The organism is Parvularcula bermudensis HTCC2503 (genome assembly GCF_000152825.2).
In the GTDB taxonomy this organism is placed as follows: Bacteria; Pseudomonadota; Alphaproteobacteria; order Caulobacterales; family Parvularculaceae; genus Parvularcula; species Parvularcula bermudensis.
On record NC_014414.1, the window covers coordinates 1,144,719 to 1,157,501 of the forward strand.

Below are 12,783 nucleotides of genomic sequence, written 5' to 3' on the forward strand. Positions count from 1 at the left end.
TCCTTTAGGTGCACGGCCGTGCCTCGATCAGCATGTCGTCGATAGCATTCCGCCGTGTCTGCCGGTCGAGCGTGTACGTGTTTCGACTGAATTCGATCCCATCGAGAAGCGCCTTCACGTAACCCGATACGGTGTCGGCGGCCATGATCAGCGTCGAATCCAGCGTGTGAACGTATTTGCTCGTGACCGAGCCCTTTGCGTGCCCGATAAGCGCGGCGATGGTGATTTCGGTAAAGCCGAGATCGTTGGCAATGCTGGCGAAGCTGTGCCGCAGGACATGCGGCGTGACATCCCAGAGCGGTGTATCGGCGAAGAGCTTCTTCCAGCTCTGCGGGAAGTTTCCGACCGCGTTGTCCTCTCCTTGGCCGGGGAAGACGAACGTACCGTTTCGCTTCGAGCGTGCGGCCTCCAGATAGTCAATGACCGGCAGGCCGACCGGACGCACGGAAGCACCTTCCTTGCTATCTTTCAGGCGTAGACAGCTGCCCTCGATATCGACTTCGCTCCACCTTAGTCCGATGATCTCGCCACGCCTGCAGCCAGTCAGGGCGATGAGGCGCAGGATCTCGGCGTGGATGCCGTAGTGGCTGTCATCCTGGACCTCCTTAAGAATGTGACCCAACGTCCGATACTCGGCTTCACTCAGACGTCGGTCACGGACCCTGTATCTCGGCTTCTTGAGGCCGTGCGTTGGGTTCTGGTCGATGATCCCGGCTTCGATCGCGTAGGAAAAGATGCCGCCGAGAAGGCCCATAGTGCGGATGGCGGTGCCGCGGCCGCCGCGCACGATCGCCTTGCCGCGCAGCTTCTCTGTCTTCATCACGACGCGCGTCTTCCCGGCGATGATGTCCTTCATCAGGTTGTTCATGTCCGGTTTGGTGATGTCCTTGATCCTCCGTGTACCAAGCAAAGGGATGATGTGGCGGCGGATGCGGCCGACGTCGGTCGCGACCGTGGTGGCCTTCTTGGGGCGACCGCCTTTCCCAAGAACGAGGCCCGCCTCCATGTCGGCGATGTATTGCTCGCAGAGCTCGCGAACGGTCACCGCGCGACGCTCTTCCTCCCGCTCTGCTGCGGGGTCATCGCCCTGGGCGACGTCACCCAAACGGATCTTTGCCTCGCGCCGGGCAGTTTCCGGGGTCCACACCCCGTGCAAGCCGATCGAGTAGCGGCGTGACCGCCCGCGCGCTCGATACTGAATGAGGTAGCTGCGCTTGCCGGACGGGAAGACGCGCAGCCCGAAGCCAGGCAGTTCATCGTCCCAGATGATGTAATCCTTGGTCTGCGCTTCAGCGCTGTCTACGGTTCGTTTCGTGATCTTTGCCATCGTCCCGGTCCCAGTCGGACCCGGATTTCGCGTAAGCACCACGTAAGCACTTGGGAGCAAATTCCGGGGTTGTCGCGGGATAGAGTCTTCGGATCGCGATTTTGGAAAGTCTATTGGAAACAGTACTTTATCGTGCTCTGGCGTACTCTGTCGCGCAATTCGGAAAGGCCATTAGGCCAGCTCCGAAGGCAGAGGCCAGAGGTTCGAATCCTCTCGGGTGCGCCATCTCCAAATTCCCACTGCAAATATCCTCTAACATCTTGAATGGTAAGGATATTTCTGGTGTTCGAAAACCACTTTCACGGTCATACGCCAGTTGGTCCGCAAACGCGAGTTTCAGCACTGTTTGACGATGCTCAATGCTGCCATTTTCCCAAATTTTCCAAGGGTTTGCCAGAAACGTCATCGAGTGTTCGAACGTCTCCTCATAGGTAGCCAGCGGTGTGCCGCATTTTTCGATCCGCTCGCGGATAATCATGCGATCCGTTTCTAGATCACCGATGCGCTTCTCATAGGCTCGAATAACGGATTCGCTGTCAGCTTCCATAAGCCGATCCATAAGCTGAGCGATCTTGCGCTCGATCTGCGAAAGCTCGGCCTTCACCGACTTGCCTTGCTCTTTCATCGTCTTGGCACGCTGCTCCCACAGGTCACGGAACAAAGACGAAGCCCACTCGAAAAGCTCTGCTGATGGCCTCAGCGCCTTTAGAAGCGCTTCAAACTCTTCTTCAACAAGCTCGCGGCGGATCGACTTGCCTTTCGCTGCACAGTCCTTCTGGCGGCAGAGATAGTAAGGGTAGTGAGCGGCCTTCCCCTTTGACCAGTTCGCAGTAAGGGGCGTACCGCAGCAGCCGCATAGGACGAAACCGCGAAGCGGAAAATCTTGGCTTATGTCTTTGCGCGCGGGTACGCGGGCGGTCCCGTTCAAACGGTTCTGAATGGTCTTGAAAGTTTCAAGACTGATAAGCCCCTCGTGCTTTGCAGGACGGAATGAGACATCCCATTTCGGAAGCTCCAAGTATCCCGCATAGAGCGGCTGCGTCAGAAAATCATTGACCCGTTGGTTCGTGACCTCGCCGCGCGGTGTCTTTGGAAACTCGGGTTGCGCTTCGAGGAAACGTTTCACCTCAGCCTGCGTCGAGAAACGCTCGCAGGCGTAACCCTCCAAAGCCTCTCTCAGGATCGATGCGCAAGGCTCGTCGGGAAGCAGAACCTTCCCTTGTCCACTGACACGCTCGTACTTGTATCCAACGGGGGCATGGAAGACCCAGTAACCGTTGAGCGCCCGCGCTCGCATGCGGTTGAGAGTTTGTTCGCCGTTCTTCTGGCGCTGGTGCTGTGAAACGCTTGCGAGGAGGTTTTCAATGAGCTGGCTGTCACTGTCTTCGCCGAATTCGAGCGTCGGGGATTCAAGGATGCCGCCCGCTTTGCTGATCGCTGCACGAAGTTCGAGATGAGCTTGGATGCCACGGGCTAGGCGGCTGATATCGTCGATGATCACAACATGCGGCTGGCGACGGTTCTGACGGAGGAAAGACAGCATAGCTTGCATGCCTGGGCGATTGATCAGCCCGCCGGATGCGTCATCGGCAAATACCTGAACGACGTCATGGCCACGGAAGGAGGCGTACTCTCGGCATCGTGTTTCCTGAGAGTGTAAGCCAGTGCCGCGCGTGGTCTGTTTGGTGTCTGACACACGGCAATAAATTACGGCTTTGCTGCTTCCATTCTTGCCTTTCATCGAATCCATCATCCTTCCGTCAGCGGCGCTGCGGTTTCTTCTTCGCCACGTTGTTTTTGCTTTGTTCTCAGCTTATCACACTGAGCCTTTGGGAGAAGGACTTTCTTACCTTCTGTTTTCGTTCCTAACTGGGCAGGATGGACTCCCCAAGCGGCATCTATGAATGCATTCATGATCGCCGATACTCTGTGGATAACGTCTTCGGCTTGATCTTTGGAGTAACCAAGCTTCGTCACAGCGTCGCGATGCTTATCAATTAAGTCTTTCATGAGGGCAAACTCCCCTCCCTTCAGCAATGCGCTGCATGCTGATCAGTTTCATTTCCTTTTCGGACAATAAATTAGCTCTTCACCCCATTAGGGGTGATTAGCGCAGATATTTCTGCGCGAGCTGAATATATACTTTAATTGTACCTTACCTGTGTCCTGAAACGCAAACTCAGCAAGGGTTTCGGGCAAAAGAAGGCCCGATCCTGTTACTAGGGATCGGGCCATATCAAAGAGTAATCTTCTTTCCTAATTCCGCTATCGTTCGTTCTTAAATCGCGCTTTCGCGTATCCGCTGAGCCGTGCAAACGTGTGCTGAGCTTCCAGCCTACTCTGAGCGCTGGCGAGTGCGTTTCGCAGCCTTGCTATGCGAGAGTGCCTCTCTTCATTGCCTTGTCGTCTCACCTCATTTCCAAGGTGGCCGTCGAGATCAAGGGTAGCGGCGCACGCGGGCTTGCTGCTCTCGCGCAATCGCCTCAACAGCTCCTGCTTGGTGCAGATCGATGAATGAACATCTCTCGACGACATCCGTGCTATCGCTCCCGATTGTCGCGGCTTCTTTTACGGTTTCCGGTCCGCACTTCCGCCAGCCTGTCGCCGTTGCTTTGTTCGTTACGCCTTTGCGCAAGGCGCTCTTCTTGGCGAAGCGCCCGCGACTGCTGATAGGCCTCCTGTGCCAGGGCGCCGACTTTCAGAAGGTCGGCCCCTGAAAACGCGTTCGTATCACGCAGAACGCCCGACTTCTCGTCGCGGTAGGTGCGGCTGAAAGACGTGGTGAAGTAGTCACCGTTCTCGCCAGCGTTCCGCCATGTCGTTGCTTTGACCGACCCATCGCGGATCGTAAATTCAGGTTTGTCGCTCACAATCATTCTCCTTTCTCTATGAAGGGCGAAAGCCTTCAACGTAGGACCACATGCCGTTCGAATATTGCGGGTAGTCCGAGAATTGCTGCGGCACGCGCTCATGGATGACCCTCGCACGACGGCGACCCCATCTTGAGGGGATAGACACGGAATCGTGGGGCGGATGAAACGGATTGGGCAGGAAGCGCCCAGCAAAGTCTGACCGTTCGTAGTACGGATGCTTTTCGGCGAAGATGGGCTTGAGGTTCTTGCCCGAAATGAAGAGCAGTTGCCTGTCCTCAGGCATCGATAGGATTTCTTCTGGCATCATCAGTGCACGCGCCTGTTTGGTGCGATGCTCTTCGCCATAGGCGTGATACTTCATGTCGGCGTAGGCCGAGAAGGGATCGCTGCCGTTCATGATGCTCATAGCGGCGTTCATCTTTTGGCGCTTGGCGTCCGCCTGTCTCAGGCTGTCGTCATATTCGAGCGTCTCGGTGCCCAGCATTGAGGACACCATCTGAGCTGTCTGATAGTCGCGCACACCGAAGAACTGGCGTAACGCGGATGAACCCATGAAGCCCTGAAGGGCAGGTGCGCCGAAGTTTCTGACGATCTGGCCGACATCCTGAAACAGCGCCCAGACCTGAACGCCAGCGCCGCGACCAAAGGTGAAGGCGCGTAGCAGGGCTTCAAAATTTCCGAGCTGGCCCGCCTCATCGATGATCATCGTGACGCGTGGCGCGGAAGGCGCTCGCGACTTGTAGAGCATCTGCACGGTGAACATTGTGCGCAGGATCGGAGACCATAGACCTACGTATTCTATCGGTACATTGATCGCCCAGTTCGTCGGCTGGCTCGAATTGCAGGTATCGGCCAGCGAAGCATCGGCCCCCTCAAGCGCGGCCTGAAGCATCGGATCATCGAGGAAGTTCAGGTGCGCGTAGATTTCGCCGAGAATGCTTCCGAACTCTTTCTCGCTTTCCTGTTGCTTTGCCAGCATCTCGCCAGCAGTTCGTCTGACGCTGTCCATCGAGGAGCCGAGCATGGCTTCGAGACAGTCTGCCCAGGCATTGGAGTCAGCTTCGATCCAGTTGATAACGCGGTAGAGTGCGGGGAAGCTGACCTTGCCGTCTCGCTCGACCAGCATCTTGATGATGTTCTCGATCCACTCGCGGGCACGCAGCTCGAAGTAACGACCGTTCGACGCGCCGCTTGTCGGGATCAGGCTTTCGGCGATGAACTTGCAGTCCGCATGGAAGTGCGGATCGTCCAGGCGAAGGATATCGAGCGGGTTCATGCGATGCTGCGGGAGGCCACGCATCCCCGTCGGGTTCCAGCAATAAAGGTAGCTCCGATTGAGAGCGAAGTTCACCATCGTAACAGCGGCGATCTCGCCGCGTGGATCGAGGATGAAATTTCGGTTGCTTGCGTTGCGGGCCACTACAAGCGCGAGAAGATCGCGCATTTTGCCTGAGCCTGCGCCTGCGACCGTGATAATCGGCGCGTCGGTTTCGAGGCAGATCGGCTTGTTCGCGCTATAGCCGATCTGAAGGCCGCGAGCGCCTAGCAGTCCGGCCCGCCTGAGTTTGCTCTCGTCAGACCAAGATGCTGATCCGAACCGATACTCTTCATTGCTCATCATGACTACTTTCCTTTAAAAATACGGTCATGTGTCGCCATGACTTTTGTTTTTTCGGGAGTGGTGAGGACGTGCGTGCCCGCATCGGGATGGAAGCACTTGATGAAGTGCGAGCGGATTTCATGGGGCTTTACGGTCGGATGAAATGCGTTGATCATCCGTATCCAGACGCACACCTTCACGTCTGAGGGAATGTCTGATTTGACCGAGCTAGGCGCGAATATGAGTTTGAAGCGATCAAATATTGGCTTCATCTCGGGTTCGGTGAAAGAAATTTGGATATTGTCCATCTGAATTCTTCTCGACACTTAGTCCCAACCAAAAATCGCACTTAGGACCAGCAAACCGATGAAAAGGAATGGTCCATAACGTTCCTTGTAGTCCTCAATCCGCTGCGCAAGTTCCTCGCGCGCTTCTAGGAATTTCCCATAGAGGTCTTCCATGCTTGCCTCCCGAGAACCTGAGCTCTGTCCTCAGAGCTCAGGTCAGTTTGGGTTAAGGGCCTTGCCTAGCCGCCTAGCGATCCCAGGATCGCTAGGCCGACGAAGACCCAGAAAATGACCGCAGCGACTGCGCCCCAGTCAGTTTCTTTCTTGTAGATGCCGCCGACGCGGCGATGCTTCGTGAACATTGTCGAACTCCTTTCGTGGTTCACAGAAAGCGGGTCGCGAGTGCGAGCCCGCCCATCACCAGCGCCGTCGATATCGATGCGCGGGAGATGAAGAAGACCAGGGCGGCACAGACACCGCCCCAGACGAGGGCCGTCACATCTTCGAAGCCGTAGCCATAGTGACGAACCGCAAAGGCCTGCACCCAGCCGATCGAATTGCTGTAGAGAGGCGGCGCGCCCAAAAAGGTAACGAGCAGCGCCAATGTGTTTGCGAGGCCTTGGATGGACGACATGAAGATCGACCGGCCCGCATCTTGATGCTTCTTCATAAATGACATTCGTAGACCTTGATGTTGCCGTCGAACTTGATTGCCGACGATTGCATCCTGCCAAAGTCCGAACGCTGATCAGGGGGAGTAAATCGATTTTCTTGTATAGTTCATCAGCACGCCCTCAGTTCTGAGCCGACGGAGGTCTATTGTCGTTTGCCGCCCGCACTCCCCACAACTCTGCTTCGAATGCGAACTGTGTTGAGAGGATCGTTCCCAGGAGTCTGATGCGTTCGCGACTTTCTTCTCGCAGTCTGGGACGAACTCCGTCAGGCACGGGTGTACATGCCCAGTCGCGAAACCATTCGCGTATGCTGTCCGTCTCGAACTCTTCGGTGTTCAGAAACACCTCGTTGCCGTTCGAGACGATCCGCCCTCTATAGTCCCTGTACAGGTTCAACAAATAGTCGTGGAAGTGGTCAGCGCTGATCTCCAAACTCGCAGCAAAGTTGCGCAGGTCGCGTAGGTATTCTGGGTTTTCCAGTTGCGCATCACGAACAAGCTGGCGTGTGCTGTTCTTGCAGTAGCCCAAGGTAAGGCAATGCACGCAAAGGGAATACTTCATGATCTTCGCTCCTGTCACTTCGGCCCGCGTGGTCACCGCTGCGTTCGATTGACGACGGGACGGGTTCCGCCGAGACTGTCGAAAGGCAGAATTCAAACGAACCCTCCGGCAGACGCGGTATGTGTGACGATAGTGAAGCGAAAGATCAGAACTTGCAGGGCAATGTGTTGCCGCTGTTTTCAAGAGATGCGTTCAAAAATGGCGGCAAGGAATTTGCCGCAAATAGTAAGTCCGAACCTGATAGTAGTTTCGAGATGCGCACTGTTCGGTATTATCCTGATGCCCAGAAGGAGTATTCCCGCAATCTGCTCCGACGCTTGATGTCAGAGAAGGAGCTTTCTCCACAGGCTCTGCGCGATGAAATTATGGAGCGCGAAGATGCCGCGTTGATTGAGGCTTCAGGCTGGAAGCCGCAACGAAAGAACGCCGCGCCCCCACGCGAGGATCGTTTGCTTTCTCGTGCCGACCTCAAGAATTGGCTTGGGGAAAACGCAACGCACCAGATAGGCGATGATAAGTTCTACTTTGTAGATCGGTTCATTGAGACCAAAATTCCTGTTGAGCAGCGTCAGGCGCTCGACGCTTCAATCAGGGACTCGAAACGCCAATATCAGCTTCAAGCATTTCGTGACTTCGGCAGCCACAGCCAAAATACCGATACCGCATGGCAGCGGGCCGAAATTTCAAACTCAGTATGGCTTTGCATCCGAGACGGTTTTCACACCAGCCAGGATGACCCAACTCTAGGCTACCATTTCCTTCTCCTGATCGAAGAATTCAGGCAGGGCGTTGCACCCGTCACGCTCGCCTTTGGCAGTAGGACTTACGCTGATCAAATCATAAATCATGAGCGTGCCAGTGATGAAGCCATGCCTGCGGAATTTTTGAAGCGATATGATTGGCAAAGCGATAAGCTGAGCACGTTTGTCACTGGGTATGCATTCCAAACATCCTGTTTCATCGAAGATGTCGATGACGAACTGGATACGATGAAATGGTCATTCAGCATCGTTGCTCGGCGAGATCATCGTACCGTCCGCGAGTCCTTACCGCTCGTCTTCAATGAGCCCTTGAAGGGCATCTATCTTATCCTTTGGTCTCAGAATTTTCGGGACGGCGAGACGCCGAGGATGTCCCATGGCGAAATTGGTATGTTCAACCATCATCAAATCCAAAACGAAGAGCACTCGATAATACGCACAGATATCGACCCCTCGGAGATCGCAAAGTTTGTAAGGGGATACAGTTTTGGGTAAAATAAAAGATGTAATGCCGAACGATAGATCGGGCACAGAACATGTGCCGCCAGATATATTTCGTGCTGCTGAAAACAATGATCTAGAGGAGTTGGCGTTTGCTCTGCAAAGCGGACAACGATTAGACCATCAGCGAGAGCCAGATAAGATGACGCCCGTGCACGTGGCGGCGGCGTTGGGTCACGCTGACTTCGTTCGGGTATCCATGGAGATACATCCCCAAGTCGCATGGATTCGAGATGAGATGGACCGACGACCCATCGAACACGCGAATGCCCGAAATGATCACGTTATCGCAGGGTATCTGAAGGAGGCGATGTTTCAGCCCCCAGAGAACGCCCTCTGAGCAACAGCCCCAAGCACGCCACAAAATCACTCCTTCCGCATCGACCACATCGAAACACCTTTTTTCCCAACTTTATCAATAAGTCCGACCCGCAAGATGTGCGGTGTACTACACCGCAATCTTGGCAAGGGAGCCCGCTGCGCGCTCCCGTTGCATCCCTCCGGCCTTGGCTCTTCCTGGGTATTGAACCCATCCAGAGCCATCAGAACGTTTCGCCGTTCCATCACTCGCGGGAGACTTCGCTCTCCCTGCACCCATCGATCAAAGGGGCTATCGCGCCCCTTGTGAAATCCACTCATCAGGGTAATAGCCCCCGACACCTGCCAATCAGGGAGGCGTTCCTGCTCCCACCGATACCCCCATGACCATTTCATGGAGACGCTTTCAGCGGGACCAACCCTGCGCGGTTTGGATGCCGATCAGGTCTGTCGCGACCCGATACCTACGACCAAGAGCCTCCCCGTGCTCTTTGGAAACATGGGCCAACCTTGCGCAGGTTGGATGCGCGCCATTTTCGCCTGCATGGATCATGCCTCACAGGACGATTATTTTACCAGCTTGTCGATAAATCCCAATGTTGTGGCATTCTCCAGGAGCGTCCGAACTTTGGCTCTATCAAGTCCTTGAGAAACTTCTGCGTCGATCTCAAGCTTGAGAGCCACCTCGCTGCCTGGGATCGTGGTAAGCTGCTCAACTATTGCCTCGACAATCTGGTGAATATCGCGAGCGGGTCGATCGGCGGATATCATCACCGTTCCCATAAACCGCGTCGGTTTAGGCTCTTGCTGCTCTTTGCTTGCATCTTCGCTGAACCCATCAGCTTGGCGCGCGTCGGTTGCCTGGTCCGATGGATGGGCAGAAGTCTGCAATGATGCCATGTCTGCTTGTTCCGCGATTGGAGCAGGTCTGTGAGCTTCAGCAACATCCGGCTTTAGGATAACGCTTTCACTGCTGACAATGACATGCGGCTCATGCGCTTTCTCAATCAGGAGGCCCGCATATTTGTCTGAAGCTTCATCCCAACTCTCTGCATAGGCGAACGGACCTGCAACGATTCCAGTCACTGCGGCTTGGATTGCCTTCACCAGAACCTGCTGGTTCTTTACCCTCGGCAGATACAGATATCTGTTTAGGTAGTCCCAGAGGTCTTTGAGGTGCAAGTGCGGCTTTCCATTCCAAATATACTTCTGGAGGTCTCTATCCAACCGCGTGGGTCCAAGCTCAGGCAGTAGCGCTTCATCGCTTACAAGCTTTCGGCTAGCGCGAGACAGCAGCCCATCCTGTGCTGGGATTTTCCCAGAAGACCAATCAAAATCTGCGTGAGCATTGTCTTGATGGGGGTAGAGCAAGTAGCTCCAACACTCCTGCAATCGGGTGCGCATAGTATCTTTGGATTCGTCTCGCTTTGCTTTTGCCAGTGCGCTGTCGCTTTGCGTCAGGTTTAATCTTTCGATATCTCGAACGATCTGTTCCCAACCTAGAGCGGCGCGTACCGCTTCCTTCAAGCTTTCGAGATGTCGGGCTTCAGCGGCAATGAAAACCAACGTATTCCGATAAACGCGAGGAACAGTGCCCCTTTGCAACAGAATTTCTCTCGCAGCCTTCTGAGCTTCTGATCCATCACGGCCATTGTGGGGATGCGCGACGCCGAGAATAACCGCCCGAACGCCGCCAGCCTCGTCAGGAACATCTGCTGAGCTGGCTGGTGCTACCTGAATTGCATCAAAATGTCCACGATCAGTAATGCCGTTGATGTACTTGTTGAGCTCTTGGTCGATTGTAACCAATACAAGTGCTTCTTCGAGTTGCGCCGCTTTGTCCGCTGCGAGGCGATTCAAGCTCGGAGACATAGAATACCAGTATCGACCCAGATCGCTATGCATGTACTTCGCTTGGTTAGTCAGGCGTCTTAGGGCATCTCCAAAGATCGCAGGGCGCTCACCAGGCTGAACAACGCCAAGATTGATTTGCTTATCGTCAAGACCTTTGTTCTTCTGGGCATGCGTCGGCGCGGAACCCATAAAGATCGCTCGTGCCACCCGCCGTGTTGCAGAATATCGGTTTAGATTGGGTGCGGATTGGTCGATCTTGTATGGTGTGGATGCGGTTCCATCTACGTCGCCAGCAATGATCGATTGCCAGTTCACATCAAGATAGTGAAGCAGTTCCGGTTCTACTCTCGCAGAGCTTATGGCAACGCTCCCAGGCATGATCATGATCGATGGATCGTTGCTCATCCAAAGCTCGTGAATGACCTGCGCCATTAGGCGCAACACGCCACGCGTCCGCTGAAATTTCTCCAATGAACCCCAGCTCGTATACAGCTGATCAAAAAGCTCCGGATGTATCGGATAGGCTTTTTCTAGTTTCCGACGGTAGTCTTCATCTGCGCAACCCTGTGGAAAGTCATTGCTGTTTTCGCGATACAACTTTCCAAACTGCTTTAGCGCGTTGTCCTTGTGATGGTGCTTATCGCCGGGAATGGATTTGAAAAGCCTGCGGCGAACAATCTCGTAGCTTTCTTCTTGAGAAGCTGGTCGCCACGAAGACTCAACACGAGAAAAGGTCTGCTTCAGTCGCGACAGTGCTTCCTGACCACCTTCACCTCCGACCTCAATTTGAGATGCGGGGAGAGATGCAACGAGCAGAGTTCCAGGGCTAGCCTTGACCGCCTCGGTCAGCGACTGGACGAAGGAAAGGTTCGCATCGAAAGAGCCTGAAGGCAGTCCATCGACCTTGTAGATTTGTCGCAGGTAGGCGACCCACTCATCGATAAGAATAAGACATGGTGCATACTTCTTGAAAATTTCTTCCAGGAGATTGGAGCCAGGCGCGATACCCTTTTCATCATTCTCGGCAAGCATTTTGTAGGCTTCTGCTCCGCCAAGCTGCCAAGCCAATTCACCCCACGTCGTCCTGATCTTAAGGCCATCTTCGGTATTGAGCACATCTTGAGGGCCGCGCGAGGTGCCGACCAGTACTGCGCGATTGACCTTGGATGGCACAGCCAAACCATGCTCTTTGAGAAGCTGGTCCAATCCGGGCAAATCTTGAGCGGGTGTTCCGCCCACCATGTGGTAAAGCCCGAGCATGGAGTGCGTTTTGCCGCCTCCAAAATTGGTCTGGAGCTCAACGACTGGATCGCCGCCTGTATCAGAAAGACGTTTGGCGGCTCCAACCAATAAGTTGCTGAGCCCGTCGGTTAGGTACGTTCTGCTGTAGAACTCTTTTGGATCGCGGTATTCAGATGGCGCACTGCCCGAATGCACTTTACCGAGATCGGCGGCAAACTCGGCCTGTTTGAATTCACCCGTAGCTACGTCATTGTGAGGCTCGATGACTTCTCGCCAAGGCAATAGTCCTGCGACCGTTTCCACGGAAATCGAGAGCTTTTGAGACTTTCTGCGCTCTTCGTTGCGCTGTAGTTCCGTATACTTCGTTCGCAGAATAGTGTCGCGCATCTTTCCGATGCGCTCTGCAACATCGCCCGCACTAATAGACTCCATCAGACGCCGCATCGAGTCTAAAGCGCGCTCAGCATCGTCATAGGTAAAAGTCTCATTGTGCGACAGGCGATTTCTCACATCCAAAAGCTCTGACACATATGATCGTTCGGGATGACCTAACACCGTCGAGAAGGCTTCCTTCCAGAAAGCCATCATTGTTTTTAACAACGCTTGCTGGTCCCAATTGATGTTTCCACCATTGGCTTTTATGCCAGCGACTCGCTCCACAACTTCGACTTGCCAGTGCCCGCTTATCGAGCTGTCCAGTCGCTTTTCTACAAACGGCGTAAGCGCCTCCGGCAGAAGCTCCATTCCTTCAAAAACATAATGTCGTGTACTCTTCGCCATCGTCC

At 54.5% G+C, this 12,783-nt stretch carries 13 protein-coding genes; 2 read left to right on the forward strand and 11 right to left on the reverse strand.

Annotated elements, in window-relative coordinates; all coding sequences use genetic code 11:
* Window positions 1–4 precede the first annotated feature (4 nt).
* From PB2503_RS05450 to PB2503_RS05485, 10 genes are all read right to left on the reverse strand, one after another.
* Complete coding sequence (locus tag PB2503_RS05450; RefSeq protein WP_013300230.1) at window positions 5–1,327, reverse strand: tyrosine-type recombinase/integrase; 1,323 nt, start codon at window positions 1,325–1,327, stop codon at window positions 5–7.
* A 127-nt stretch (window positions 1,328–1,454) separates the two neighbouring features.
* Window positions 1,455–3,080, reverse strand: a complete 1,626-nt coding sequence (locus tag PB2503_RS05455; protein ID WP_013300231.1) for a recombinase family protein — start codon at window positions 3,078–3,080, stop codon at window positions 1,455–1,457.
* Window positions 3,077–3,337: a hypothetical protein gene (locus PB2503_RS05460; protein ID WP_041534904.1), complete on the reverse strand. Its 261-nt coding sequence runs from the start codon at window positions 3,335–3,337 to the stop codon at window positions 3,077–3,079. The genes PB2503_RS05455 and PB2503_RS05460 overlap by 4 nt, the downstream gene beginning before the upstream one ends.
* Window positions 3,338–3,867: 530 nt before the next feature.
* Complete coding sequence (locus PB2503_RS13870; protein WP_013300233.1) at window positions 3,868–4,203, reverse strand: hypothetical protein; 336 nt, start codon at window positions 4,201–4,203, stop codon at window positions 3,868–3,870.
* 10 nt (window positions 4,204–4,213) lie between these two features.
* A complete protein-coding gene (locus PB2503_RS05470) occupies window positions 4,214–5,821 on the reverse strand; it encodes a type IV secretory system conjugative DNA transfer family protein (protein ID WP_013300234.1) in 1,608 nt (535 codons plus the stop codon).
* A 2-nt stretch (window positions 5,822–5,823) separates the two neighbouring features.
* Window positions 5,824–6,108, reverse strand: a complete 285-nt coding sequence (locus tag PB2503_RS05475; protein ID WP_013300235.1) for a hypothetical protein — start codon at window positions 6,106–6,108, stop codon at window positions 5,824–5,826.
* An 18-nt stretch (window positions 6,109–6,126) separates the two neighbouring features.
* A complete protein-coding gene (locus PB2503_RS15030) occupies window positions 6,127–6,261 on the reverse strand; it encodes a hypothetical protein (protein WP_013300236.1) in 135 nt (44 codons plus the stop codon).
* A 65-nt stretch (window positions 6,262–6,326) separates the two neighbouring features.
* Window positions 6,327–6,449: a hypothetical protein gene (locus tag PB2503_RS15035; RefSeq protein WP_013300237.1), complete on the reverse strand. Its 123-nt coding sequence runs from the start codon at window positions 6,447–6,449 to the stop codon at window positions 6,327–6,329.
* A gap of 20 nt (window positions 6,450–6,469) precedes the next feature.
* Window positions 6,470–6,757 carry a hypothetical protein gene (locus tag PB2503_RS05480; protein ID WP_148235203.1) on the reverse strand — a complete coding sequence of 96 codons (288 nt, stop codon included), beginning with the start codon at window positions 6,755–6,757 and terminating at the stop codon, window positions 6,470–6,472.
* A gap of 124 nt (window positions 6,758–6,881) precedes the next feature.
* Window positions 6,882–7,322, reverse strand: coding sequence for a hypothetical protein (locus PB2503_RS05485; RefSeq protein WP_013300239.1), 441 nt, complete (start codon window positions 7,320–7,322; stop codon window positions 6,882–6,884).
* A 119-nt stretch (window positions 7,323–7,441) separates the two neighbouring features.
* Here PB2503_RS05485 and PB2503_RS05490 point away from each other — a divergent pair, with 119 nt between their 5' ends.
* Window positions 7,442–8,578 carry a hypothetical protein gene (locus tag PB2503_RS05490; RefSeq protein ID WP_013300240.1) on the forward strand — a complete coding sequence of 379 codons (1,137 nt, stop codon included), beginning with the start codon at window positions 7,442–7,444 and terminating at the stop codon, window positions 8,576–8,578.
* Between the two features lie 13 nt (window positions 8,579–8,591).
* On the forward strand, window positions 8,592–8,924 hold the full coding sequence (locus PB2503_RS15145; RefSeq protein WP_013300241.1) for an ankyrin repeat domain-containing protein: 333 nt from the start codon (window positions 8,592–8,594) through the stop codon (window positions 8,922–8,924).
* A gap of 545 nt (window positions 8,925–9,469) precedes the next feature.
* Here PB2503_RS15145 and PB2503_RS05500 read toward each other — a convergent pair.
* Window positions 9,470–12,778 (reverse strand): DUF499 domain-containing protein, encoded by a 3,309-nt coding sequence (locus PB2503_RS05500; protein WP_041534905.1) that lies wholly within the window; start codon window positions 12,776–12,778, stop codon window positions 9,470–9,472.
* Window positions 12,779–12,783 lie beyond the last annotated feature (5 nt).